Origin of the sequence: Pseudorhizobium flavum, assembly GCF_044142885.1 — a bacterium.
GTDB lineage: Bacteria > Pseudomonadota > Alphaproteobacteria > Rhizobiales > Rhizobiaceae > Neorhizobium > Neorhizobium flavum.
Window position 1 is genome coordinate 209,403 of sequence record NZ_JBIOKZ010000005.1, and the last position, 24,546, is coordinate 233,948.

Sequence of the window (24,546 nt, forward strand, 5' to 3'; positions counted from 1 at the left end):
GCCTATCAAATTAATTCATCCGGGGCAGAAGCGGTCATGAACTATCGGCACATTTACCACGCAGGCAACTTCGCCGACGTGCTGAAGCATGCGGTGCTGGCGCGCCTCGTTCTCTACATGCAGAAGAAGGACAAGGCCTTCCGCGTGCTCGACACGCATGCAGGCATCGGCCTCTACGACCTCTCTTCCGAGGAGGCCCAGAAGACGGGCGAATGGCGAGAGGGGATCGGCCGGCTGATGTTGGCCGAGCTTCCGCCGCAAGTCGCGGAACTTCTCTCGCCCTACCTGTCGGCGGTGCGAGACCTCAATCCCGACGGCGGCGTCAGGCTCTATCCCGGATCGCCGAAGCTTGCCCGCATACTGTTCAGGCCGCAGGACCGGCTGTCCGCGATGGAACTCCATCCCGACGATCACAACCGCTTGGCGCGGCTCTTCGAGGGCGATTACCAGGTCCGCGTGACGGAACTGGACGGCTGGCTGGCTTTGGGCGCCCATCTGCCGCCGAAGGAGAAGCGCGGGATCATCCTCGTCGACCCACCCTTCGAGGAGCCCGACGAGTACGAACGACTGGTCAAGGGGCTGGCGGGTGCCTATCGCCGCTTCCCCGGCGGCACCTATTGCCTGTGGTATCCTCTGAAGAAGGGCGCACCTATCAAGGATTTTCACCAGGCACTGCAGGATCTCGACATCCCGAAGATGCTGTGCGCGGAGCTCTCGGTACGCAGCGACCGGGAGACCACTGGGCTGACGGGTTCGGGCCTCATCATCGTCAACCCGCCCTTCACGCTGAAGGACGAGTTGCACGCGCTGCTGCCGGTGCTCAAACAGGTGCTGGCCCAGGATCGATTCGCATCGCAGCGCGCCTTCTGGCTCCGCGGAGAGACGCAGCCCGAAGAACGCTAGGGTTCGGCGCTCCGCCCGGCGCGGAACTGCGTCCTCTCGAAGACGAAAATCACCCCGAGCGCCATGGCAAAGGGGATCAGCAGGTAGAACAGCCGGAAGACGAGAAGAGCCGCGATCACATCGGCCGGGTCCATGTCCGGAAGTCCCATGACGAAGACGAGCTCCAATACGCCGAGCCCACCCGGCGCATGCGAGATCAAGGCTGCCGAGAAGGATGCGAGGAAGATGCCGAGCACGACGACGAAGCCAGGATTTCCCGCTTCCGGAAGGGCAAAATAGATGATGCCGGCAGCCCCTAGCAATTCCAGCGGGCCAATGGTCAACTGCGAAAGCACCACCTTGGGGGTTGGATAGGTGAGCTGGGTCGAGCCTATCCTGATCGGGCGTGGCCGAAGGAAACTGACGGCGGCGTACAGCGCTACGAGGCCGAGAATGACGTAGCCGGTGGCGGAAGACGCATGGATGGGAAACCCGTCACCAAAACGTTCGGTGATGTGCGGCTTCAGGACGAGGACGATTCCCGCCAGAAGTACGGTACCAAGAGCAAAGGTGAACGAGCATATGGCGATGAGTCCGCCGATTTCGCGTCCGCTCAATCCTTTGGACGAGTAGGCGCGGTAGCGGACGACCCCGCCCGAAATCACGGAGGCGCCGACATTGTGTGAGAGCGCATAGGTGGTGAAGGAGGTGACCGTGATGAACCACAGGTTCACGGACCGGCCGAGATGCATAAGCGCAATCCGGTCATAGCCCGCGAGCGCCGCATAGGCGACGAGCGTCGAGAGCCCCGCGAGCACCCAGTGAGTGGGTGAGATCGCCGTCAAGCTATCCCATACGTCGTCCAGTGAAAGCCCACGCAATTCCTTGTAGAGAAGCCAGCCACAAACGGCTATCGTCGCCGCGCCGACGACAGGCCAGAGGTATTTTTTCAAGGTCATCCAGCTTGCCGTTCTTCTCTTTCTCTCCTTCGAATGGTCCCAGCGCACGCAGGGCAGACGCTGACTCGGGCACTTTGAAGGGAATGGTGTGATGGATCAACCTTTTCGCGCCCGAATGCTACCAATTGCCATCCTCCTGCTGCTTTCATCCGCGGGTCTGGCGAAATCCCAGGGCTTCGACTTCTATGTCCTGTCGCTTTCCTGGTCGCCGACCTATTGCGCAACCCAGAAAGGCCCGAGCCGTTCCCCGCAATGCAGCGGTGATGAGGAATTCCGTTTCGTCGTCCACGGACTATGGCCGCAGCATGAACGCGGCTATCCCGAATACTGCCGAAGCCAGGGCCCGCAGCGCGTGCCGCGCTCTGTCGGAAAGATCGTCTTTGATATCATGCCGTCGATGGGGCTGATCGGTCACCAGTGGCGCAAGCATGGCAGTTGCAGCGGGCTGACGCAGCGCGGCTATTTCGATGCAACCCGGCAAGCATTCGAGCGCATTCGAATCCCCCCGAAGCTTTCCGACGGTGAAGCACGCCTGACAATGCCGGCAGCGGAAATCGAGCGGATTTTCGTGGCGGCCAATCCCGGCATGTCGACGAGCGGGATCGCCATCCGTTGCGAGGGGCAGCGTCTGAAGGAGATCCGCATCTGCCTGACAAAGGATTTTCGTTTCCGTGATTGTGCAGAGGTTGACCGTGGCGGCTGCCGCCTCGATCGGGTCGAACTGCCCCCCGCCGAATAATCGTTCAAGACAGCAAGGACCGCGCCATGAAGCTTCTTTATTCTCCAGCCTCCCCTTACGCGGCAAAAGTGCGGATGGCCGCCCGGCATCTCGGGATCGAACTTGATGCCGTGAAGGTGGAGACCTCGGCGGCGCCGCCGGAACTGCTGGACAGCAATCCGCTGGGCAAGATCCCTACCCTGCTGCGCAAGGATGGCCCGCCGATCTACGACAGTGTCGCGATCATGCACTATCTCGACCGCCTGTCGGGCGGGAAGCTCTATCCCCGAAAGGACCCGAAGCGGGCCAATGCTGACGTGCTGGAGTCGCTCTGCGACGGAATGATGGACAGCCTACTCGCCATTATGAACGAGCGTCGCAGCAGGCCAGAGGAACTCGTCCACCAGCCCTGGATCGACAAGCAGTGGGGCAAGGTCAGCCGGGGGCTGGATTTCCTCGATGCGCACCTGCCCAAGACAGGCAGGAAGCTCAACGGTGGCCATTTCGCGCTCGCCGCGCTGCTGAGCTATCTCGACCTGCGGTTTGCCGAGAAGAACTGGCGGGAGGGGCGGCCTGAACTCGCCGCCTGGCCCGCGGCCTTCCAGCAGCGATTTCCGGACTTCGATGTGCTGAAGACCAGCGCCTGAGACGAAAATGCCGGCAGCCACGGCCGCCGGCACCCTTCTTCAAAGTAGAAGCGATCAGAACTTGACGCCGATACCGACCTTGACGCTGTGGTCGTCGTAACCGCTGGAAACGGAGGTGCCGCCACCCAGATCATAGGTATCGCTGCCGAAGTCGGTGTAGCGATACTCGACCCGGGTGGTGATGTTGTCCGTCACCAGCGCCTCGACGCCGGCTCCGACGGTGTAGCCGACTGCGGTCTTGTTGTCGGATTCACCGGTGGTCGTGTCGGTGAGCTTGTTGTCCTGCAGCGCTACACCGGCCGTACCGTAGAGAAGGAACGGGTTGAGGTCATAACCGACGCGGGCACGGACAGAACCGTTCCAGCCGGCCTTGCCTTCAACGCCCGGAGCGGCATCCGCTTCCTCGCCGTTGTAACCGGCATCAGCCTCGACACCGTAGACGATCTGGCCGCTCTGCATGTTGTAGCCGCCGAAGACGCCGCCACCGAACGCACCTTCGCGATCACCATCGAAGCGACCCCAGTCATAGGCGCCGTAGGCACCGATATAAGCGCCGCTCCAGTCCTTTACGGGAGCCGGCTGCTCATAGGCGATCGGGGCTTCCGGAATCTGGTCGACGGCATCGGCCGCATTGGCGGCCGAGAAGCCTGCGAGGGTTGCAGCCGAAGCCATCAGGGTTGCGATCAGAATACGCATAAAAACTCTCCTTTTTGCTGCGCCGGAATGTGTCGCGACGAGAATGCCGCAGGACTTGCTCCCGGCCCGCTGGAGGCGAAGATGTTTGGGAAATGCGGACAAGAAAGAGCCGAACTGTGAATTGATTGTGGCCCCGGAACGGCAAAACAGTGATGTTGCATCGCGGCAACATACTGTTTTTTAACCATGATTTCACAACCCGAGCCGAGACGTCAAAGAACGCCCTTCTCTTCGTTCCGTGCGCGCTATCGTTCATATAATCGCAAGCAATTCTTCGGGCGAGAATCATCGTTCCGGATCGTCGCCTTTTATTGTCGGCCCTGAAGCACTACCTCTAGGCATTCACCAGGTCGCGATTCGAGGTCCGGGCTGCATGCCGTCGCGCCACGGCAATGCAGGCCAGCGGACGAAGAGGATGGGATGAGTTCAGCCAAGCTGCCGGATGGTGGCGTCCTTTATGATGAAACCGAAGATGACGAGGACGACGTCGCCGCTGCCGAGCCGCAGGTCGAGCGGGCACTCGGTGTCGACTGGAGCGAGGGCTGGAAGAACGAGAGCGGCCTGAAGGGCGCCGATCTGATCGCCGAATTCGTCAAGCACCTGCCGAATGCGCCCGGCGTCTACCGCATGTTCAACGAGGCCGGCGACGTGATGTATGTCGGCAAGGCGCGCAGCCTCAAGAAGCGCGTCGGCAATTACGCGCAGGGTCGCGTCCATTCAAATCGGCTGTCGCGCATGGTGCGCGAGACGACCCACATGGAGTTCGTCACGACGCGCACCGAGACCGAGGCGCTTCTGCTGGAGGCGAACCTTATCAAGCGGTTGCGCCCACGGTTCAACGTGCTTCTGCGCGACGACAAATCGTTTCCCTATATCATGATCACCGGGGACCACCGGGCACCGGCGATCTTCAAGCACCGCGGCGCGCGAGCCCGCAAGGGTGACTATTTCGGCCCCTTCGCCTCGGCGAGCGCGGTGGGCCGGACGATCAACTCCCTGCAGCGTGCCTTTCTTCTCAGGACCTGTACCGACAGTGTCTTCGAGACCCGGACACGGCCTTGCCTCCTCTACCAGATCAAGCGCTGCTCCGGTCCCTGCACCCACGAGATCAGCGATGAGGACTATGCGGGACTGGTCCGGGAGGCGAAGGAATTCCTTTCCGGCAAGAGCCAGAATGTGAAGGCCGCAATCGCACGGCAGATGCAGGAGGCGTCGAAGGATCTCGACTTCGAACGTGCCGCGATCTACCGTGACCGGCTCGCCGCTCTCTCCCACGTGCAGAGCCACCAGGGGATCAATCCTTCCGGAGTCGACGAGGCGGATGTCTTCGCCATACATCACGAAGGCGGGCTTACTTGCATCCAGGTGTTCTTCTTCCGCACCGGCCAGAACTGGGGCAACCGGGCCTATTTCCCGAAGGCCGACCCGCAGATGTCGGGCGCCGAAGTGCTGAATGCGTTCCTGGCGCAGTTCTATGACGACAAGCCGGTGCCAAGGCATATCCTGCTCTCCGAGACGGTCGAGGAGCAGGAACTGCTCGCGCTCGCCTTCTGCGAAAAGGCCGGCCAGCGAGTGACCATTTCGGTGCCGCAGCGCGGTGAGAAGCGGGATCTGGTCGAGCATGTACTCGGCAACGCCCGAGAGGCCCATGGGCGCAAGCTGGCAGAAACCTCTTCGCAGGCGCGGCTATTGAAGGGTTTCGCGGAGACCTTCGGCCTTTCCTACGTCCCGCGCCGCATCGAGATCTACGACAACTCGCACATCATGGGCACCAATGCCGTCGGCGGCATGGTGGTGGCGGGGGCCGAAGGCTTCGTGAAGAACCAGTACCGCAAGTTCAACATCAAATCGACGGAGATCACCCCCGGCGACGACTTCGGCATGATGCGCGAGGTGATGACGCGCCGGTTCTCGCGGCTTATCAAGGAGGAAGGCATTCCGGATCGCTCAGCGGCCGGTACGGAAGACGCGGACGCCCCCTTCCCCGCATGGCCAGACGTGATCCTGATCGACGGCGGCCAGGGGCAGATGACGGCGGTGCGGGCGATCCTCGACGAGCTAGGCATCCGCGACGTGGTAACCGCAATCGGTGTCGCCAAGGGCGTCGATCGCGACGCCGGGCGCGAACGCTTCTTCGCCGAGGGGCGCAGTGATTTTTCGCTGCCGCCGCGCGATCCGGTGCTCTACTTCGTGCAGCGCATGCGGGACGAAGCACACCGCTTCGCCATCGGTTCCCACCGAGCGAGGCGGAAGAAGGAGATGGTCAAGAACCCACTCGACGAGATCGCGGGGATCGGTCCAGGCCGCAAGCGCAAGCTGCTCCAGCACTTCGGCACGGCAAAGGCTGTTTCCCGTGCCGGCCTCCACGACCTGATGGCGGTGGAAGGCATTTCCGAAACGGTCGCGCGAATGGTCTATCACCACTTCCATGAGAAGCAGCCGGGCTGATGTCGCGAAATGAGCCTTCGAAGACCGCCCGGCATGTTGACGCCCGTCGCAGGAAGGGCCAACTAGAAGAAGTCAAGCAGCAGGTTATGAAATGGCATCGCGCGCATACAACATTCCCAATCTCCTGACCTATGCGCGCATCGTCGCCGTGCCAATCATCGTCCTTTGCTTCTTTGTCGAAGGGCGTCTGGCGAGCTCCGATTTTGCGCGGTGGACCGCTCTTATCCTCTTCGCGGTCGCCTCGATTACTGACTATCTCGACGGCTACCTCGCGAGGATCTGGAACCAGACCTCCAATATCGGCCGTATGCTGGATCCGATCGCCGACAAGTTGCTCGTCGCCTCGGTGCTGCTTCTCATGGCTGCCGATGGAACCATTGCCGGCTGGTCGATCTGGGCCGCAATCGTCATCCTGTGCCGCGAGATCCTAGTCTCCGGCCTACGCGAATATCTGGCCGCGCTCAAGGTGGCGGTACCGGTCACTCGTATCGCGAAGTGGAAGACCACGATCCAGATGGTGGCCATCGCCTTCCTGTTGGCAGGTCCCGCAGGTGACAAGGTCCTGCCCTATACGACCGAAATGGGGATAGGCCTGCTTTGGGTGGCGGCCGTGCTGACGATGTATACCGGCTACGACTACTTCAAGGCCGGCCTCAAGCACATGGTGGACTGACCATGACCAAGCTCATCTATTTCGCCTGGGTGCGTGAGCGGATCGGCAAGCCGGAAGAAGAGATCGAACTGCCCGATGACGTGAAGACCGTGCGCGATCTCCTGGTCCACCTGAAGACGCTCGGCGAGGAGTACGAGGCGGCGCTACAGTATCCCGAGGTCATCCGGGTGGCGCTCGACCAGGAGCATGTCGAGCACCACGAGAAGATCGGCAATGCCCGTGAGATCGGCATATTCCCGCCGATGACGGGCGGCTGACCCTATGACCGTGGCGCCCCTCATCCGGGTCCAGATGCAGGATTTCGACCTTCAGTCGGAGATCGATGCGCTGATCGGTGGGCGAACGGGCATCGGCGCCGTCGTTACGTTCACTGGCCTCTGCCGTGACGAGCAGGGCGCGCTTTCGGCGCTGGAACTGGAGCATTACCCGGGAATGGCCGAGGCGGAGATGCGGCGGATCGCAGGTCTCGCGATCGAGCGCTTCTCGCTCCAAGGCCTGACCGCCATCCACCGATATGGGAAGATCGGGCCGGGCGAGAATATCGTCCTGGTGATCGCCGCGGCCGCGCATCGGCAGGCCGCGTTCGACGGCGCAAGCTTCATGATGGACTACCTCAAGACCTCCGCACCCTTCTGGAAGAAGGAGCACAAGGCCGACGGCACGACAGGTGACTGGGTTTCCGCCAAGGATGCCGATGATCGAGCGCGGGAGAAGTGGCGGTAGTCACGGCACAATCCTCTCCCTGCGGCTCATGACCAGCACGGCTACGAGACCGCCGAAGATCACCAGATCTCGCCACACAATGGGACCATAGCCTGCCCACAGGGTCTCCGCGAAGCCGATCACGGCGGCGCCGCCCGCGGCCCGGATCGGCTGGGCGTGGCCGCCTGCCGCCGCGATCAATACCACCTTGAGCCCGAAGACAAGGCCTGCGCCGAAATCCATCGTGCCGTAGTAGGAGGTGGCGAGGATACCACAGATCGAAGCCATGAGTGCCGCAGCGGCATAGGACATGACGAAGACCGTTCGGGCATCGACTCCGCACATTTCGGCAGCCCGTGAATCCTCCGAGACCGCCCGCCATCGCCTTCCCCAGGTGCTCCTGACGAGGAGGACCGCGCCAATTCCAAGCAGCAGCAGCAGGATCGCCGTGCTCAGACACTGGAGGGTCGTCAGCGTGACCGGAAAGTCCTCGCCCGACCACAGCACGATCGGTTCCTTCATCAGCGGTGGCAGCCAGAGTTCGCGGGTTTGCGCCGCGAGCCGGGCCCCCTCCATCAGGACGAGCACGAGGCCCAGCGAGCCGACGATGACAGCGTTCGGAGAGACGCTCGCCAGAGGCCGGATGATGAACCGGCCGCTGACCATGCCGGTCGCCACACCGCCGCTGAGAGCGGCCAGAGCGCCCAGCGCTAGCGCGGCCGGCAAGACGAGCCGAAGTTCATTCCACCCGAAGTGGGCGACCAACACATAAAGGTGCCCGGAGAACGCGAAGATCGCTCCATAGGTGATGTCAGCACGCCGCGTCACTGCAAAGGCGATCGCATAGCCGAAGGCGAGGCTCGCATAAAGTGTCGCCAGCGGCACGGCATTCGCGATCTGCTGCAGAAAGTAGCTCATGCCGCAGGATTCCACCATCCATGTAACTGGTCAAACGACTTTTGATGGTTATACTGGAGACATGATCTTCACTTGGACTCCCCATCGATTTTCTGGTGGCTCCCTTGCTCTCGATGTTGCCAACAGCGTCATCCTGCGCTCCGGTCTGGCCCGCCGTACCGACCGCTTCGAAGTTGCCGAGCAGATGGATGCCTTTTCCAAGGCCGCAACGCAGTTTTCGGCAGAGCGGTCTCTGTTCGGTGAGATCAAGCCGGTCGCGGAGCCGAACCGGAAGGATTTCCTCGCACTGCGTGAGGCGATCGACGCTTATTTCCGCCGCCGGGTCGAAGGCCATGACGATCGCGTGCTGCTCGCCGACCTGCTGCAGGCTTGCGCACGAATGCTGAAGCAGTCCGCAAGCGAGGCGACGCTCGAGGCGGCAACGGCTCGCTCGGCGCTACGCCTGCTGGCGGAGACCGAGCGCCTGAAGATCTGCGGCAATTGCGGCTGGCTGTTCCTCGACCGCAGCCGCAATAGGAGCCGCACCTGGTGCGACATGGCTGTCTGCGGCAACCGCGTGAAGGCGAGCCGCCACTATCGGCGCAAGAAGGAGGCGATGCCGTGAGGAAGCGTTGGGTGGTTGCCATGATGACCCTGATTGCCCTTGCCGCCTGCCAGCGGGATACGGCGGATCAGGACGTCGTGGAGCTTTCAGGCAAGATCTTCGTGTTCAACTACCGGGTGGCACGAGCGACCTACCTCGTTACGCTCCGCAGGCTTGCTCCCTTGCCGGAAGGCGGTGTGGCCGAGGCGAGCTTCGAGGATCCTCGCGGCGGGCCGTCTTTGACGGTGGAACAGAAGCTGTTTCCGGCAATGGAGAAGATCGTTCTTGAAAGCCCCGCGATCCACTGCGTGAAGAAGGGAAAGCCCTATAGCGTCACGATCCGCTTGCTCGACCAGAAAGGCGACGAACTGCAGATGATCAAGACGACTATCGCCTCGAACGTCGACCAGGTCGTGCTGCCCGCAAAGCCGCTTTCGCTAGGCCCTGCCTACGACCGGAACCCGGAGGTGTTCAGGCCCGACGGTTCGACCGATTTCTCTCCCGAGTCCTGTCCCGAATGAAAAAAGCCGGCGCGACGGCCGGCTTTTCCAGATCATCTGACGGCAGATCAGCCGACGATTTCGGTGTCTGCAAACCAGTACTTGATTTCCTGGGCAGCGGTTTCCGGAGCGTCGGAACCGTGAACCGAGTTCTCCCCGATCGAAAGTGCGAACTGCTTGCGGATGGTGCCTTCGGCAGCCTGCTCAGGATTGGTCGCGCCCATGATCTCGCGGTTCTTCAGGATAGCGTTCTCGCCTTCCAGAACCTGAACGACGGTCGGGCCGGAGGTCATGCCTTCGACCAGTTCGCCGAAGAAGGGACGATCCTTGTGAACGGCGTAAAAGCCTTCCGCTTCGCGCTTGCTCATCCAGACGCGCTTGGAGGCAACGACGCGCAGGCCGTTGTCTTCGAACACCTTGGTGATGGCGCCCGTCAGGTTGCGCTTGGTGGCGTCCGGCTTGATCATCGAAAACGTGCGTTCAATCGCCATCGTCAATTCCTTTGTTTCCCGAGAAAGTGGGCGGTGTTTACCCGCCCTCTGCTCTGGAAACAAGGGGCTCCCGGGAATTTCACGCGGCCGTCACACGCCGTCCGAGACCATCGTGAAGGTCGAGGCAACGCGCGAACCACTGCATGACGGAATCGTCCGCCGCCAAGGGAGGCGGGCCGGCTGTGACCCGCATCCACTGCAAGGCACCGAAGAGGATGTAATCGGCAAACAGCGGGCTGTCGCCGCCCAGGAATGGCTGGAAATGCAGCGTGCGGCGGACCGGCTCGAGCCTCGCAGCAAAGGTCTCCCGCTCCGCGTCGCCCTCTGCGGCGACGGCTTCGATCTCCTTGCCCAGACGATCGAGCCGGCTGGCGCGGAAATACTGCTGGTCCGGCGTATCCAGCATGTCGTGGATGTGCATGATCGCCATCTTCGTCACGGGCATGTGGAGGACCATCTGGGAAAAGCTCTCGACGAAGCGCGACAAGGCCTTGCCGCCCTCCCCGCCAAACAGCTTCGGACGATCGGGATAGGCCTCATCCAGATAGACGGCGATCTCGAAACTGTCGCGCACCAGCCGATCCCCATCGCGAAGGATCGGGACGGTTTTCGAGAAGCCCTCTTCTATCCCGGGTATGGCGGTGAACGGATAGGGCCGCTCGACGAAATCCAGGCCCTTGTGAGCCAAGGCCATGGAGACCTTCCAGCAGTGCGGGGAGAAAGGGCGGTTCTCGTCACGGCCGCAGAGGGAATAAAGAACACGGGTCATGGAGTCTCCGATCGCTTGCAATGATACCGATTGTGACCGAGCGGCGCCCGCATATCCAATCAGCAAAATTCATAGATGCAATCATCCCGCCGACATTCCGATCGGGCTAAGATACGGCGAAACAGGAGGATGCCATGCGTCGCCATTTCCAGATGTTTGCCGATTATAATCGCTGGGCCAATCGCCGCGTCTACGCCGCATGCGAAGACCTGAGCTACGAAGATTATCGCGCCGACGCGGGTGCGTTCTTCGGTTCGATCCATCGCACGCTCAACCACCTGCTGGTGGCTGACCGTATCTGGATGAGCCGCATGACCGGGCAAGGAGAGGCACCGAAGGCACTGGATGTCATTCTCTTCGATGATTTTTCCGCTCTTCGAGACGCTCGAGCCGCCGAGGACCAGCGGATCATCGGCTTCGTCGACGGCCTGAACGACGAGCGCATCGCCGGAGACTTCACCTACACGACCATCTCCAATCCAACCACCATCACGCAGCCGCTCGGGCCTGTCCTCTCGCACGTCTTCAACCACCAGACCCATCACCGCGGCCAAGTCCATGCCATCCTAACATCGCTCGGCGGACCGTCACTGGTGCTGGACCTCGTCTACTTCCTCCGCAGCGACGGCTCCCGGTGGATGTAGTGCGCACCGGGATCTGCCGTGCCAGACCAACCTGGCGATGCCACGATGACGGAGACGGTCCGCGTTGACGTGGCTCTTGCCTCCCATATCTGACGCTTCTGTCCCGGCGGCTGACGCTCCACATCGGTTCGCTCCTTGCTGCCACGAAGCTATAGTCCGGCGCGATGATTGAAGAGATGTCTCCACTGTTGCTCGGCGTCCTCGGCAGCCTGCTGGCCGGCCTTTGTACCGCCGTCGACGCGCTGCCGGTACTTTTCGGGCGGCGACCTGGCGGCGCCTTCCGCGATCTGTCGCTGGGCTTTGCCGCGGGAGTGATGCTTTCGGCGTCCTTCTTCTCGCTGATCATTCCGGCCCTCGATGCAGCGGAGCAGCGCTTCGGTTCGGGAGCGATACCCGCGGCGATTGCCTGTATCGCCATCCTTGTCGGCATGGGCACGGTTTCGCTGATGAACGAGTTTCTGCCGCACGAGCACTTCGACAGCGGACGCGAGGGGCCGAGCAGCGCCTCGGTGCGCCGGATCTGGCTCTTCGTCATCGCCATCACGATCCACAACGTCCCCGAGGGGCTGGCCGTCGGCGTCGGCTTCGGGGCCAACGGCATCGAAGGCGGGCTGCCGCTCGCCGTCGGGATCGGCCTTCAGAACGCGCCGGAGGGACTGGCGGTCGCTGTTTCGCTCCTCGCGCAAGGCTATAGCAAGTGGCGTTCGTTCGTCATTGCCACGCTCACCGGCCTCGTGGAGCCGGTCGGTGGGCTCACCGGTGCAGCACTGGTCACCGTGTCACAACCGCTGCTGCCCTGGGCGCTCGCATTCGCTGCGGGCGCCATGCTCTATGTGATCAGCCACGAGATCATCCCCGAGACCCACCGCAGCGGCCATCAGAAACAGGCGACTTTCGGTCTTGCCGTCGGGCTGGTGCTCATGCTGTTCCTCGACGTCTGGCTCGGGTGAGCGAGCCACGCCGTCTCAAGCCGCACGTCGGCCCATCGAATGCCCAGAGCCATCCTTCGATAGCTTGAAGCGCACCATGAGGTTCTCGAGCGCCACCGCCTCGTTGAGGAGGGCCTGAACCGCCGCGGAGCTTTCTTCCACCATGGCCGCGTTCTGTTGCGTACCTCGATCGATCTCGGCAATCGTGCCGTCGATCTCGGAGATGCCCGTCGCCTGCTGGCGTGCACCGGAGACGATCCTCTGGATCTCGCCGCTGATCTGGCGGACTTCGTTGGCAATCACCGTCAGCGCCTCGCCGGCCTGGTTCACCAGCGTCACACCGTTGTTGACCTCCGCACCGGAGGCATTGATGAGCGCCTTGATCTCCTTGGCAGCATTGGCCGACCGCTGGGCAAGTTCACGGACCTCCTGGGCGACAACCGCGAAGCCCTTGCCGGCCTCACCAGCGCGGGCGGCCTCGACGCCGGCGTTCAGAGCAAGCAGGTTGGTCTGGAAGGCGATTTCATCGATGACGCCGATGATCTGACCGATCTCGCGAGACGAATTCTCGATGCGACTCATGGCCTCCACCGCATTGGTGACGATCGCTCCAGAGCGCTCCGCACCATCGCGCGCCTTGTCCACCATGCGATCGACATGCTCGGCGACACTGGCGGTCTCGTTGACGGTCTGGGTGAGAATGCTGAGCGCGCTCGCCGTTTCCTCCACGGAGGCTGCCTGGCGCTCGGTCCGTACCGAGAGATCGTGGGTGGCGCGGCCGATTTCCGCCGTGCCTCCGCGGATGGTGTTTGCAACCAGGCCGGCCTGTGTGAGGACCGACTCGAGATTCTCAACGGAGGAGTTGTAGGAGTCCCGCAATGCATCCAGCGCCCCCTGGAACGGCTGGTCGATGCGATGTGCCAGATTGCCGGTCGACAGCTCGGACAGCGCCGTGCCGAGGCGCTCGACGACCAGCTTGGTCGCCTCCGCCTCACGGGCCCGCTCCTCGGCGTTCATCGCCCGCTGCTCTGCAGCCTCGCGATCCGCCTCCCGGGCCCGCTCCGACATTTCGACGGCATTGCGTTCGGCCTTGGTGGCGGTTTCGACCGCTGCGTCGGAAGCCTCGAACGCATTGACCACAGCATGCGTAAGGGCGACGAGCACGCCGGTCTGCACGATCAGGACCACGGCGTGGAGAATGACGCGCGAGAAATCGGATTCGCCAGGAAAGACCGCCAGCGGCATGACGAAGAAGAGAGCGAGGTGGTGCACCGCCACCAGAGCCGAATAGGCGAGCAGCGCCTTCCAGTCGATCCACACGGCGCAGATCGCTAGGGAGGCGAAGAAGTACATGTGGATGTCGATCTGCAGCGGCGATCCGGAGAAGGAATAGACCAGCATGGCGACTGTGGCGGCATGCGCCATGGAGGTGACGATGCGCGTTGCGGGGCCGATGCGATCCTTCCACCAGCCCGCCGTTGCAAGCGCGACGATCACGAGGGTGGCGAGCACCGGAGCGAGCGAGAAGCCGTCGCTACTGAAGAATTCCCGAACTGCCACGAGCAGCAGGTTGATCCACAACAGACCGACAATGCCGCCCGCAGCCTTGTTGCGCAGCAATGCTAGTGAACTCATCCTTTGTTTCCTTCCAGGCAACCGAGTGCCAGTTGATGGTTGAGGACCAGAACCGCGCCTGCGCTTGCAAGCCGGGCTGCGAAGTCCGGGGCCTCTGAGTGGGCAACGGTCATCCACGGGAAGCGACCCTGGGCGACGAAGTCGCCACCAGCATTCGCGATGACCGAGAGAGGGTAATCGGGTGCCGCATCGGGATCCGTCAGGACCAGGACGAACCGGCCGTTGGGCAGGGCCCAGACCGAGAAGATCAGCAGCAGGAAGACGCAGAAATTCAAGACTATGAAGCTTCGACCCGTCAGCATCAGGCACCTGTCCAAAGGGGGCACGGCTCGTCCGTGCGTGGAGCGTCCTCCGTCATTCCAAGATCATGCTAGCCAGCATTAATAAAAAAGCCATTAATCACGGTCTTGCGGTTTGTCAGGTCGCGAGATGACGACGAGGCGGCAGCTTCGTTTCGCAGCCAGTCTGATCCCGTCTTGCCAGGCTCACCGACTTCAGCCAAAACGCCGGCCATGATCACCATTACCGATGTCTCAGCCCGGATCGCGGGCCGCCTGCTTCTCGACCATGCGAGCGTCAGCCTCCCAGCCGGTGCGAAGGTGGGGCTCGTGGGCCGCAATGGTGCCGGAAAATCGACCCTGTTCCGGATTGTCACCGGCGACCTTGCCGCGGAAAGCGGCTCCGTCTCGATCCCCAGGAATGCCCGCATCGGTCAGGTGGCACAGGAAGCTCCAGGAACGGAGCAGCCGCTGATCGAGATCGTGCTGGCTGCCGACAAGGAGCGGGCGTCGCTGATGCGGGAGGCGGAGACCGCGACCGACTCGCACCGCATCGCCGAGATCCAGACGAGGCTGGTGGACATCGACGCGCATTCGGCGGAGGCGCGGGCCGCGAGCATTCTTGCCGGCCTCGGTTTCGACCACGAGGCGCAGTCACGACCGGCCTCCTCGTTTTCCGGAGGGTGGCGCATGCGCGTGGCACTGGCGGCCGTGCTGTTCTCGCAGCCGGACCTGCTACTCCTCGACGAGCCGACCAACTATCTGGATCTCGAAGGCACGATGTGGCTCGAGGATTATGTCCGGCGCTATCCCTATACCGTCATCATCATCAGCCACGATCGCGATCTCCTCAACAACGCCGTCAATGCGATCGTCCATCTCGACCAGAAAAAGCTGACCTTCTATCGCGGCGGCTACGACCAGTTCGAACGACAGAAGGCCGAGGCCGACGAGTTGCAGATGAAGGCGCGCGCCAAGAACGAGGCGGCGCGAAAGCACTTGCAAAGCTTTATCGACCGCTTCAAGGCCAAGGCCTCGAAGGCGAAGCAGGCGCAGAGCCGTGTGAAGGCACTGGAGCGGATGGGAACCGTCGCGGCCGTGATCGAGGACCACGTCCAGCCGATCACCTTTCCGGAGCCCGAGAAGCAGCCGGCCTCGCCGATCATCTCTATCAGCGGCGGCGCCGTCGGCTACGAGGCGGACAAGCCGATCCTGAAGGGCATCAATCTGAGGATCGACAATGACGATCGCATCGCACTTCTTGGCGCGAACGGCAACGGCAAGTCCACCTTCGCGAAGCTGATCGCCGGACGACTGTCGTTACAGGCGGGAGAAATGAAGCTCGCGCCTAACCTGAAGGTCGGTTTCTTCGCTCAGCACCAGCTCGACGACCTGATCCCCAACGAGACGCCGGTCGACCACGTGCGCCGGCTGATGCCGCAGGCTGGGGAAGCGCAGGTGCGCGCCCGCGTTGCACAGATGGGCCTCGCGACGGAAAAGATGGCGACGGCGGCAAAGGACCTTTCGGGCGGCGAGAAAGCACGCCTGCTGATGGGGCTTTCAGCTTTCCACGCGCCGAACCTGCTCATCCTCGACGAGCCCACCAACCACCTGGATATCGACAGCCGCCGGGCGCTCATCGAAGCGCTCAACGATTATGAGGGTGCCGTCATCCTGATCTCCCACGACCGTTACCTGATCGAGGCGACGGTGGATCGGCTGTGGCTGGTGAACGAAGGGACGGTGAAGCCGTTCGACGGCGACATGGAAGAATACCGCGACCTGATCGTCGCGGCCGGCAGGAAGAAGGACGAGAAGCCGCAAGTCGGCGCAGAGGAGCCGGCGAACAAGGCGGAGCAGCGAAAGGCGAGCGCCGAGAAGCGCGCCTCGCTTGCACCGCTGAAGAAAAAAATCAATGAAATTGAGTCCGTAACCGCGAAGCTTGAAAGACTGATTCAACAGCTTGATGCGGAACTTGCAGATCCGACGCTCTACGAGAAGGCGCCGGCAAAGGCGGCCGAGAAGGCCAGGCAGCGCGGGGAAGCGGCCGCAAAACTCGCAAATGCGGAGGAGCAGTGGCTGGAGCTGTCGGCCGAATACGAAGAGGCGATGGCTGGCTGACGCTCAAGCCTTCTTCACCCAGCGACCTTCGGGAGACTGCTGCCAGTAGGTGAGCAAATGACCCTCCCCCTTCAGCCGCTTCCATTGGCTGCGGGCATTCTCCACCTGCTCTGAGTCATAGCCGTCGAACATGAAGACGAGGCGTTCATAGGCATCCAGCGGCGGCGGCTCTGCGGAGTCGACGACAAAGCGCACGGTGGCGTCGTTGACGTTGCCGGAACCGGTCGTAATCAGCACCGGCTGGCGAGCAGCGTGCTCGCCGTCATCCGTGCCATGGGGCAAGAAGCTCTCTTCCCTGTAGGTCCAGAGATGTTCGTCGAGGCTGTCGCGGCGCTGCTCCTCACGCGTCTGCACCACCACCCGCCAGCCGCGCTCGACACACTTCTCGAGGAGCGCCGGCAGCGCATCCTCGAGCTTCGATTCCGTCAGGTGGTAGAAAAGGACTTCGCTCATGGCTCAGGTCTCGTAATGGTCGCGCACGAGCCTGTCGAGAAGGCGCACGCCATATCCGGAGGCCCATGATTGGCTGATCTCGCTGGACGGCGAGTTCATCGCCGTACCGGCCACGTCCAGATGCGCCCAGGGCGTGTCGCCCACGTAACGCTTCAGGAACTGTGCCGCCGTAATCGCCCCCGCATGACGCCCGGCCGAATTCTTCATGTCGGCAAACTTGGAATCGATCATCTTGTCGTATTCCTTGCCGAGCGGCATGCGCCAGAGCTTCTCGCCCGTCGCCTCGCCGGCTGCGCTGAGCCGGGCGGCGAGTTCGTCGTCATTGGAGAAGAGCCCGGCATGCTGATTGCCGAGCGCCACAAGGATTGCGCCCGTCAGGGTCGCGAGATTGATCATGAACCGCGGCTTGAAGCGGTCGTTGCAATACCAGAGCGCATCGGCCAGCACGAGCCGACCTTCCGCATCCGTGTTAATTATCTCGATGGTCTGGCCCGACATCGACGTCACGATATCCCCGGGGCGCTGTGCATTGCCGTCCGGCATGTTCTCGACCAGTCCGATAATGCCAACGGCATTCACCTTGGCCTTGCGCGCCGCCAGCGCATGCATGAGGCCGGCGACAGCGGCTGCGCCGCCCATGTCGCCCTTCATCTCCTCCATTCCGGCGCCCGGCTTGATGGAGATGCCGCCCGAATCGAACACGACGCCCTTCCCGACGAAGGCGATGGGCGCATCCTTGGCCTTTCCGCCCTTCCACTGCATGACGGCGATCCTCGGCGGACGGGCTGAGCCCTGTGCCACGCCGAGGATCGCATTCATCTTGAGCTTGCTCATGTCCTTCTCGGTCAGGATCTCGACCTCGACACCAAGGTCTTCCAGTTGCCTGGCCTTCTCGGCGAATTCGACCGGTCCCAGCACATTCGGCGGGAGGTTGACGAGGTCCCGAGCGAGCAGGACCCCGCCAGCAACGGCGTCGACATCATCAAGCAATTTCGCCGCCTCGCCGTGGCTGCCGGTCACGATAGTGACGATCACCTTCTTCGGCAGTTTCTCGTCTTCGTCCTTCTTCTTCGTCTTGTATGCGTCGAACGTGTAGCCCCGTAGGAGTATTCCGAGCGCGAAATCTGCAGCCTGGCGAGCCGAGACTTCCAATCCGGGGGCATCGAGGAAGACCACTACGTTGCTCGATGACTTGAACTGTGCGGCAGCAGCTCCGCCCGCGCGCAGCCAGTCATTCGCCGTAAGCGCCTCCGGTTTCCCAAGTCCGAGAAGCAGCAGCCGATCCGCCGCGGATCCTCCCGGCGCGATCAACTCCAGCGTTCCCATCGACTTGGCCTTGAACCCAGATATCCCGGCGGCCCGTGCCGATACCCCTTGCGGGTCCGCCTCCGCAAGACCGGCGGGAGCGCCCTGATCGGCGACCTGCAGCATCACGGCCAGCGTCTTCTCCAGAGGAGCCGACCCTGCGAAACGGATTTCATACTTTCCAGACATTCTCACCCCGACGCTCGTCCTGACATTCGTGCCGATCATCCTCGTTTCGTCGAGCATGGCAACCCGGATGCGAGATTTCCCGCAGAATCATCATCATTGAGCGTGGTTCGGAAGGTCAGGTTCTACCGGCAAGCTTGCTGGATCATTTCTATCCGGCTAAGCAGCCGGGAAGTTTGGCGACAAGTGCCTGATGCCAATCGTGATCTATGCTAGGGCCACCACGCTTTTCCAAATGACACAGTCCGTCAAAAAATCACATTCACCAGCCAATTTATAGAGCCGAAGCCGTCGCAAAGATTGAAGCGATCGCTTAGATAGGCCGGCCGTTCGATGGCTCCAGAGGCCCGAATCGCTGCAGCGGAACGTGATGAAGCTTCTCGAAATCTACATACTGCGTCGTATATTACAGATGTTCCTGGTCGCGCTCCTGCCGGTGCTGACGATCATCTGGACCATACAGGTGCTCGGACGAATTAACCTGGTTACCGACACTGGTCAGTCGATGGGCTCCTTCGTCGTTCTTGCGACGTATATCCTGCCGACCATCGTGCCCGTTGTCCTCCCCTTCGCGCTTGCGATCGGCATCACGCAGACGCTGACAGCGATGAACAATGACTCGGAACTGCCGGTTATCGACGCAGCGGGATCTTCGCGCAGCATCATCTATCGGCCGGTTCTCCTGCTCGCCGCGTTCCTTAGCATCTTCAGTTTCGTCGTCGCCAATTTCGTCGAGCCCCCCTCTCGCGTCGCCGCACGGCAGATGGTGGCAGCGGCTTATGCTGACCTCCTCTCATCTGTCATCGAGGAAAAGACCTTCCGAAGCATCGAGGATGGGCTTTACGTGCAGATTTCGGAACGCCATTCCGGCCGCATCCTGACCGGATTATTCGTGGTCGACCAGCGGGATCCGAACTTCGACCTTATCTACTATGCCCGTGAGGGATCCATCGACGAGAGTGGCACCTCGCTCACCATGCGGGATGGCGAGGTCCATCGAAAGACGCCGGAAGGGCGCGTCTCGATCATCAAGTTTGTCTCCTACGCCTTCGATCTCTCAGCCATGTCCGGAGCTGAGGCGCCCTCCTACACTGCTGCCGACCGGAGTCTGGGTTTCCTTCTCAACCCTGACCCCGAAGATTCCCATGTGCAACGTTCCCCTGGCAGCTATCGCGCCGAGTTGCATGGCCGCCTGACGGAATGGCTTTTCCCTTTCATGCTCGCTCTTGTCTCCTTGGTGGTGGCCGGCGATTCGCGCTCTCACCGACAGGCTCGCCTCCATCCGATGGTTATTGCCCTACTGCTGGCGTTCGGGCTCCGCTGGATGGGATTTTCGTTCAAGAACCTCGTCAAGCAAGATGAGGCAAACACCTACCTGCTGTACCTGCTGCCGGTTGTCACTATCATGAGTTGCAGCTACCTTCTTGCCACCCACCGCACGATACGGATGCCGCGGGCGGTCTACGATTTCGCGAACCGTACGCTGCGCTGGCTACGGCAAAAGCTATCGCCGAGGGCCTCGATAGGAGGCAGCCAATGATCGCCAATACTCTCTCGCGATACTTCTTCCGAAGGTACGTTTCCACGGCCGGGTGGTTTTTCCTCGGCGTCTGCGGGATCATCTTTCTGGCCGATTTCAGTGAAACCAGTCGCCGGCTATCCGGCCTGGAGGGGTATTCCGTACCGGCCGCCTTGCTGTTCACGGCAATGCGCACACCGCTGATCTTCCAGCAGACCATACCGACGCTGACGCTGTTTGTCGGTATGACCTCGCTCATCGCCCTCAACCGCCGCTATGAACTCGTCGTCACCCGCGCCGCCGGAATTTCGGTATGGCAGTTCATCACGCCTTTCGCGGCTGGAGCTCTCCTGATCGGGCTGTTCGCAATGCTGGTGGTCAATCCGGTGGCTGCCTGGGGTCAGCGCGAGTCACTTTCGATGGAGGCCTCTTGGCGGGAGGCAAGCGGCCGGGCACGGAAATCGGAGTTCCTCCCCTGGATCCGGCAGATCTCAGGCGGCAAGGACACGATCATCGGCGCAAAGAACTATCGAGAGGACGGTGCGGAACTGCTTGACGTCGTTATCTTCCACTTCGACGAGGAGGGCCGGGTCACGCTTCGCCAGGACGCAGCCACAGCGAAGTTGGAAGATGGTTACTGGATGCTTACCGACGTCCAGGAGATTCGTCCGGGCGAAATTCCGAGCCGTGTCGAAAGCACGCGACTCAATACCAATCTGAGACAGGACTATCTGAAGGAAAGCCTTTCCCAGCCTGAAACCGTTGCATTTTATGATCTTTTGCGAAAGATCGACGTCGGTCGCTCGTTTGGTATTTCCACGAAGGCGCTCGAGACGCAGTTCCACTCGCTACTTTCTCTGCCCGTACTGCTCGTGGCGATGACGCTCATCGCGGCCACAGTATCTTTGAAATTCAGTCGCTTCGCACAATCACGCTCGGTGATTCTGGGTGGAATCGTTTCCGGCTTCGTGCTTTATGTCGTGACGGTTCTCGTAAAAGCATTCGGGAGCAGCGGCGCCGTCCCGCCTTTCGTGGCGGTTTGGGTGCCGGTAATCGTTGCGACTGCTCTCGGCGCGACGATTCTGCTCCACCAGGAGGATGGCTAGTGGCGGTAAACGACCGCGGAAATATCAGACGGCGCCTTGCGGTCCTGCTGGCGAGTGTCGCTGTGTGCGTGAATGGCGTGCATCCCCTTCCCGTGCGTGCGCAAGAAGGCAGTATGGGTCTGTCGGCCGTTGCAGACGACGACGCCAAGATGCTGCTGCGTGCCAATGAACTCGTTTACAATCGCGACGTCGAAAAGGTCACCGCCTCCGGCGGCGTTCAGATCTACTACAACCGCTATCGCATGGTGGCGCAACGGGTCGAGTACGACCAGCAATCCGGCCGTGTGATCGCACGGGGCAACATCGAGCTGATCGAGCCGGACGGCAACCGGATCTACGCGGATGAGCTCGACATCACCGATGACTTCGGTGAGGGCTTCCTGAACGCTCTTCGTGTAGAAACAACCGACAATACACGCATTGCTGCGGAAAGCGCCGAGCGTCTCCCCGGAGACCTCATGGTCCTTAACAATGGTGTCTATACCGCCTGTCTTCCCTGCGCGAAAAAGCCTGGCCGCGCTCCCCTCTGGCAGGTGAAGGCGGAACGGGTCATCCAGAATGGCCAAACCCACACCGTCCGACTGGAGAACGCTCGCTTCGAACTGTTCGGAATGCCGATCGGCTTCCTGCCGTTCATCGAGGTGCCGGACCACACCGTGGAGCGGAAGTCGGGCTTCCTCTTTCCCACCATGAGCTTGGATGACAAGCTCGGCTTCGGACTAACAATCCCATACTACCATGTGTTCTCACCGCACATGGACGCGACACTAAGCCCGACCTACTATACCGGCCAGGGCGTTCTGCTGCAGGGCGAAGTCCGTAACCGTTTCGAGACTGGCGAGCACAAATTCAGATTTGCCGGCATCGACCAGCGCGATCCAGGCGCTTTCGATACGGGGTCCAGTGACTACAATGCCGAAACGCGGTTGATGGCGGCGTCGGAAGGCCGCTTCAAGATCAATCCTCGCTGGACCTTCGGCTGGGACGTCATGGTCCAGAGCGACAACAACTTCTCGAAGACGTATTCGCTCGATGGCGTCAACGACGACGTGTTCCGCAACGAGGCATACCTGACCGGCTTCGGCAAGCGCAACTACTTCGACATGCGCGCCTTCTACTTCAACGTTCAGGATACGGCAGAGGACAATCTCCTCGAGCGCCGTCAGGCGATCGTCTATCCGTCGTTGGACTACCAGTACATCTCGCCGGAGCCGCTGGCCGGTGGTGAGTTCTCGATCACGACCAACTTCACGAACCTCTCCCGCAGAGAAGACGAATTCTATTATGCGGGGACGACCGCCCGCTACCCGGGACTCGACGGGAACTACACCCGCTTCTCGACCGAAGCGGAATGGAAGCGCACCTTTGCCACGTCCGGGGGCCTTCTGCTGACACCGATGCTCGCCGCGAGGGGTGATGCCCTACGACACAGTTCCGGTACGCCGAACCTAACGTGGGGCAGCGATACCTATAGCTACAATGCGCTAGAGGACTCCGGCGCCTATGGCCGCTACATGGTCACGGCTGGCCTGGAGGCTCGCTATCCGTTTCTCATAAGCGGCGATAGCAGCAGCCATATCGTCGAGCCGATCGCCCAGATCTTCGTTCGACCAGACGAGCCGCTAGCCGGCGGACTGCCGAATGAGGATGCGCAAAGCTTTGTCTTCGATGCGACGACGCTTTTCGAACGCGACAAGTTTTCGGGCTACGACCGTATCGAAGGCGGCACGCGCGCCAACGTCGGCATCCGATATACGGGCTCGTTCGACAATGGCGTCGGGCTTCACGGGGTATTTGGCCAAAGTTATCACCTTGCCGGCCTGAACTCGTTCGATACCGACGATCTCGTCAATGCCGGTGCGAACTCGGGACTTGAAACGGACCGGTCCGACTATGTGGGAATGGCCGGGATCAGCCTTCCCTTCGGCGTCTCCATTGAAGCGGGAGCCCGGTTCGACCAGGAATCGTTTGACCTGGAGCGCACCGATACATCCGTCTCCTATACCTCCGCGAGGCTCAGCAGTTCGTTGATCTATACCCAGATCGAGGCTCAACCGGAATATGGGTCGAGCGAGGACACGGACCTTCTCCAGTCATCGAGCAGCTTCCGCATCAATGAGAATTGGTCTGTCAGCGGTTCTGCTATCTGGGATCTGAACGAACAGGAAGTCATCCGGCGCGGCGTCGGCCTCTCCTATGCTGACGAGTGTACAATCTTTACTCTTGCCTATGCGGACGAAGGCCCCAGCAGCACCAATGCAAGCGACTGGACAGTCAGTGCACGGATCACGTTCCGGACCCTTGGCGACATTCAGCTTGGTTCGGGCAGCCTTGAATAGCGTACGAACGTCATTGTTTCGCCGCAAGATTTGTGCAACCGGTGCCTGATAGGTAGACAGGGGAGCGCGCCCGGCCGGATAGACCTGTCGCGCAGAAGGACGAGATCATGTTGGCAATGAATGCAACCCGCAGGCTTCTCCTCGCGGTGGCGGCTCTTGCCGCCGCCCTCGCGATTGAACCGGTCCATCACCACGCCTGGGCGGCCACCGAAGTGGTCGCCGTCGTCAACGGCCTGCCGATCACCAGCAGCGACGTCAGCCGCCGCGCCGCCTTCCTGCGGCTCCAGCGACAGAAGAGCGACGCCAAGACCGCGCGTGACCAACTCGTTGAGGAGGCCCTGAAACGGGAAGAGATCGCACGGGTGAAGATGTCGGTCAGCACCGATGACGTCGATAAGGCCTTTGCCCGCTTCGCCGCAAGCAACAAGCTGTCTCCCGAGCAACTGACGAAAATCCTCGGACAGGCGGGTGTGGGCGCCGAGCACTTCAAGGAATACATCGCGGTACAGATGAGCTGGCCGCGTCTCGTCAATGCCCGCTACGGCAGCCGGGGCCGGATGTCTTCGCAGGAACTCGTCACGCGAATGATGGAAAACAAGGAGAAGCCGGTGACCACGGAGTACTTCCTCCAGCAAGTCATCTTCGTGGTGCCGGACTCCAAGCGCAATGCCATCCTCGGCAAGCGGAAGGCAGAGGCAGAAGCCTCCCGCGGCAAGTTCCCCGGGTGCGAACAGTCGAAGCAGTTTGCTGCGACGATGCTCGATGTTTCCGTCCGCAGCCTCGGACGCGTGCTTGCCCCCGAACTGCCGGAGGAATGGAAGCCGCTTATAGAAAAGGCCTCGGGTGGAACGACTGGAACGCGGGTTACGGAGCGCGGGGTGGAATTCCTTGCGATCTGCAATCAGCGGCAGGTGTCAGACGATTTCGCTGCGGAAGTGGTCTTCCGTGCGGAGGATCTGGGCAAGCAGAAGAGCGGCGCGAACCCGAACGAGGAGAAATACCTTGAGGAACTGCGCAACAAGGCGCAGATCGACCTCCGCTGACT

26 protein-coding genes are annotated in these 24,546 nt (G+C 61.6%); 16 read left to right on the plus strand and 10 right to left on the minus strand.

Going from position 1 to position 24,546, the window contains the following annotated elements:
• Window positions 1–36: 36 nt before the first annotated feature.
• Window positions 37–903: a 23S rRNA (adenine(2030)-N(6))-methyltransferase RlmJ gene (locus tag ACEPP2_RS12145; protein ID WP_395516750.1), complete on the plus strand. Its 867-nt coding sequence runs from the start codon at window positions 37–39 to the stop codon at window positions 901–903.
• Here ACEPP2_RS12145 and ACEPP2_RS12150 read toward each other — a convergent pair.
• On the minus strand, window positions 900–1,841 hold the full coding sequence (locus ACEPP2_RS12150) for a lysylphosphatidylglycerol synthase domain-containing protein (RefSeq protein WP_281977595.1): 942 nt from the start codon (window positions 1,839–1,841) through the stop codon (window positions 900–902). The two genes, ACEPP2_RS12145 and ACEPP2_RS12150, sit on opposite strands and share 4 nt — an antisense overlap.
• A 91-nt stretch (window positions 1,842–1,932) precedes the next feature.
• Between ACEPP2_RS12150 and ACEPP2_RS12155 the strand changes: the two genes are divergently transcribed.
• Both ACEPP2_RS12155 and ACEPP2_RS12160 read left to right on the plus strand, forming a co-directional pair.
• Window positions 1,933–2,580 carry a ribonuclease T2 family protein gene (locus tag ACEPP2_RS12155; protein WP_395516751.1) on the plus strand — a complete coding sequence of 216 codons (648 nt, stop codon included), beginning with the start codon at window positions 1,933–1,935 and terminating at the stop codon, window positions 2,578–2,580.
• 26 nt (window positions 2,581–2,606) lie between these two features.
• Window positions 2,607–3,206 carry a glutathione S-transferase gene (locus ACEPP2_RS12160; protein WP_395516752.1) on the plus strand — a complete coding sequence of 200 codons (600 nt, stop codon included), beginning with the start codon at window positions 2,607–2,609 and terminating at the stop codon, window positions 3,204–3,206.
• Window positions 3,207–3,260: 54 nt separating this feature from the next.
• On the opposite strand, the gene ACEPP2_RS12165 is transcribed toward ACEPP2_RS12160, so the two are convergent.
• On the minus strand, window positions 3,261–3,902 hold the full coding sequence (locus ACEPP2_RS12165) for an outer membrane protein (RefSeq protein WP_281977598.1): 642 nt from the start codon (window positions 3,900–3,902) through the stop codon (window positions 3,261–3,263).
• Between the two features lie 420 nt (window positions 3,903–4,322).
• On the opposite strand from ACEPP2_RS12165, the gene uvrC reads away from it, so the two are divergent.
• The 4 genes from uvrC (at window position 4,323) to ACEPP2_RS12185 (ending at window position 7,746) form a co-directional block, all read left to right on the plus strand.
• Window positions 4,323–6,350 (plus strand): excinuclease ABC subunit UvrC, encoded by a 2,028-nt coding sequence (gene uvrC / locus ACEPP2_RS12170; protein ID WP_395516753.1) that lies wholly within the window; start codon window positions 4,323–4,325, stop codon window positions 6,348–6,350.
• 91 nt (window positions 6,351–6,441) lie between these two features.
• The gene (gene pgsA, locus ACEPP2_RS12175) at window positions 6,442–7,023 is read left to right on the plus strand and encodes a CDP-diacylglycerol--glycerol-3-phosphate 3-phosphatidyltransferase (RefSeq protein WP_052637809.1); all 582 of its coding nucleotides are present in this window, start codon (window positions 6,442–6,444) and stop codon (window positions 7,021–7,023) included.
• Between the two features lie 2 nt (window positions 7,024–7,025).
• On the plus strand, window positions 7,026–7,280 hold the full coding sequence (moaD, locus tag ACEPP2_RS12180; protein WP_077547080.1) for a molybdopterin converting factor subunit 1: 255 nt from the start codon (window positions 7,026–7,028) through the stop codon (window positions 7,278–7,280).
• 4 nt (window positions 7,281–7,284) lie between these two features.
• On the plus strand, window positions 7,285–7,746 hold the full coding sequence (locus tag ACEPP2_RS12185; RefSeq protein ID WP_077547079.1) for a molybdenum cofactor biosynthesis protein MoaE: 462 nt from the start codon (window positions 7,285–7,287) through the stop codon (window positions 7,744–7,746).
• On the opposite strand, the gene ACEPP2_RS12190 is transcribed toward ACEPP2_RS12185, so the two are convergent.
• The gene (locus ACEPP2_RS12190) at window positions 7,747–8,643 is read right to left on the minus strand and encodes a branched-chain amino acid ABC transporter permease (protein WP_395516754.1); all 897 of its coding nucleotides are present in this window, start codon (window positions 8,641–8,643) and stop codon (window positions 7,747–7,749) included.
• 61 nt (window positions 8,644–8,704) lie between these two features.
• Between ACEPP2_RS12190 and ACEPP2_RS12195 the strand changes: the two genes are divergently transcribed.
• Together ACEPP2_RS12195 and ACEPP2_RS12200 are read left to right on the plus strand one after the other, a co-directional pair.
• Entirely contained in the window at window positions 8,705–9,247 is a 543-nt protein-coding gene (locus ACEPP2_RS12195; RefSeq protein WP_142586939.1) for a CGNR zinc finger domain-containing protein, read from the plus strand.
• Window positions 9,244–9,747 (plus strand): hypothetical protein, encoded by a 504-nt coding sequence (locus tag ACEPP2_RS12200; RefSeq protein WP_395516755.1) that lies wholly within the window; start codon window positions 9,244–9,246, stop codon window positions 9,745–9,747. The genes ACEPP2_RS12195 and ACEPP2_RS12200 overlap by 4 nt, the downstream gene beginning before the upstream one ends.
• A gap of 47 nt (window positions 9,748–9,794) precedes the next feature.
• On the opposite strand, the gene ndk is transcribed toward ACEPP2_RS12200, so the two are convergent.
• Together ndk and ACEPP2_RS12210 are read right to left on the minus strand one after the other, a co-directional pair.
• Window positions 9,795–10,217: a nucleoside-diphosphate kinase gene (ndk, locus tag ACEPP2_RS12205; protein WP_052637803.1), complete on the minus strand. Its 423-nt coding sequence runs from the start codon at window positions 10,215–10,217 to the stop codon at window positions 9,795–9,797.
• A 79-nt stretch (window positions 10,218–10,296) separates the two neighbouring features.
• Window positions 10,297–10,986, minus strand: a complete 690-nt coding sequence (locus tag ACEPP2_RS12210) for a glutathione S-transferase family protein (RefSeq protein ID WP_395516756.1) — start codon at window positions 10,984–10,986, stop codon at window positions 10,297–10,299.
• 134 nt (window positions 10,987–11,120) lie between these two features.
• On the opposite strand from ACEPP2_RS12210, the gene ACEPP2_RS12215 reads away from it, so the two are divergent.
• Together ACEPP2_RS12215 and ACEPP2_RS12220 are read left to right on the plus strand one after the other, a co-directional pair.
• Complete coding sequence (locus ACEPP2_RS12215) at window positions 11,121–11,630, plus strand: DinB family protein (protein ID WP_395516757.1); 510 nt, start codon at window positions 11,121–11,123, stop codon at window positions 11,628–11,630.
• 176 nt (window positions 11,631–11,806) lie between these two features.
• The gene (locus tag ACEPP2_RS12220) at window positions 11,807–12,580 is read left to right on the plus strand and encodes a ZIP family metal transporter (RefSeq protein WP_395516758.1); all 774 of its coding nucleotides are present in this window, start codon (window positions 11,807–11,809) and stop codon (window positions 12,578–12,580) included.
• Between the two features lie 15 nt (window positions 12,581–12,595).
• Here the strand turns inward: ACEPP2_RS12220 and ACEPP2_RS12225 are convergent, their stop codons facing one another.
• The 3 genes from ACEPP2_RS12225 to ACEPP2_RS12235 form a co-directional block, all read right to left on the minus strand.
• Window positions 12,596–14,194 (minus strand): methyl-accepting chemotaxis protein, encoded by a 1,599-nt coding sequence (locus ACEPP2_RS12225; protein ID WP_172973606.1) that lies wholly within the window; start codon window positions 14,192–14,194, stop codon window positions 12,596–12,598.
• The gene (locus tag ACEPP2_RS12230; RefSeq protein WP_077547073.1) at window positions 14,191–14,496 is read right to left on the minus strand and encodes a hypothetical protein; all 306 of its coding nucleotides are present in this window, start codon (window positions 14,494–14,496) and stop codon (window positions 14,191–14,193) included. Before ACEPP2_RS12230 ends, ACEPP2_RS12225 begins: the two co-directional genes overlap by 4 nt.
• Window positions 14,497–14,564: 68 nt before the next feature.
• Entirely contained in the window at window positions 14,565–14,717 is a 153-nt protein-coding gene (locus ACEPP2_RS12235; protein WP_172973607.1) for a hypothetical protein, read from the minus strand.
• On the opposite strand from ACEPP2_RS12235, the gene ACEPP2_RS12240 reads away from it, so the two are divergent.
• Window positions 14,707–16,593: an ABC-F family ATP-binding cassette domain-containing protein gene (locus ACEPP2_RS12240; protein WP_077547072.1), complete on the plus strand. Its 1,887-nt coding sequence runs from the start codon at window positions 14,707–14,709 to the stop codon at window positions 16,591–16,593. The two genes, ACEPP2_RS12235 and ACEPP2_RS12240, sit on opposite strands and share 11 nt — an antisense overlap.
• Before the next feature lie 3 nt (window positions 16,594–16,596).
• On the opposite strand, the gene ACEPP2_RS12245 is transcribed toward ACEPP2_RS12240, so the two are convergent.
• Both ACEPP2_RS12245 and ACEPP2_RS12250 read right to left on the minus strand, forming a co-directional pair.
• Window positions 16,597–17,046, minus strand: coding sequence for a DNA polymerase III subunit chi (locus ACEPP2_RS12245; protein WP_152340509.1), 450 nt, complete (start codon window positions 17,044–17,046; stop codon window positions 16,597–16,599).
• 3 nt (window positions 17,047–17,049) lie between these two features.
• A complete protein-coding gene (locus ACEPP2_RS12250) occupies window positions 17,050–18,540 on the minus strand; it encodes a leucyl aminopeptidase (protein ID WP_395516759.1) in 1,491 nt (496 codons plus the stop codon).
• A gap of 367 nt (window positions 18,541–18,907) precedes the next feature.
• On the opposite strand from ACEPP2_RS12250, the gene ACEPP2_RS12255 reads away from it, so the two are divergent.
• The 4 genes from ACEPP2_RS12255 (at window position 18,908) to ACEPP2_RS12270 (ending at window position 24,544) form a co-directional block, all read left to right on the plus strand.
• Window positions 18,908–20,077 carry an LptF/LptG family permease gene (locus tag ACEPP2_RS12255; protein ID WP_395516760.1) on the plus strand — a complete coding sequence of 390 codons (1,170 nt, stop codon included), beginning with the start codon at window positions 18,908–18,910 and terminating at the stop codon, window positions 20,075–20,077.
• Window positions 20,074–21,162: an LPS export ABC transporter permease LptG gene (gene lptG, locus ACEPP2_RS12260; RefSeq protein ID WP_395516761.1), complete on the plus strand. Its 1,089-nt coding sequence runs from the start codon at window positions 20,074–20,076 to the stop codon at window positions 21,160–21,162. The genes ACEPP2_RS12255 and lptG overlap by 4 nt, the downstream gene beginning before the upstream one ends.
• Window positions 21,162–23,501: an LPS-assembly protein LptD gene (locus ACEPP2_RS12265; RefSeq protein WP_395516762.1), complete on the plus strand. Its 2,340-nt coding sequence runs from the start codon at window positions 21,162–21,164 to the stop codon at window positions 23,499–23,501. The genes lptG and ACEPP2_RS12265 overlap by 1 nt, the downstream gene beginning before the upstream one ends.
• A 107-nt stretch (window positions 23,502–23,608) precedes the next feature.
• On the plus strand, window positions 23,609–24,544 hold the full coding sequence (locus tag ACEPP2_RS12270) for a SurA N-terminal domain-containing protein (RefSeq protein ID WP_281977612.1): 936 nt from the start codon (window positions 23,609–23,611) through the stop codon (window positions 24,542–24,544).
• Window positions 24,545–24,546 lie beyond the last annotated feature (2 nt).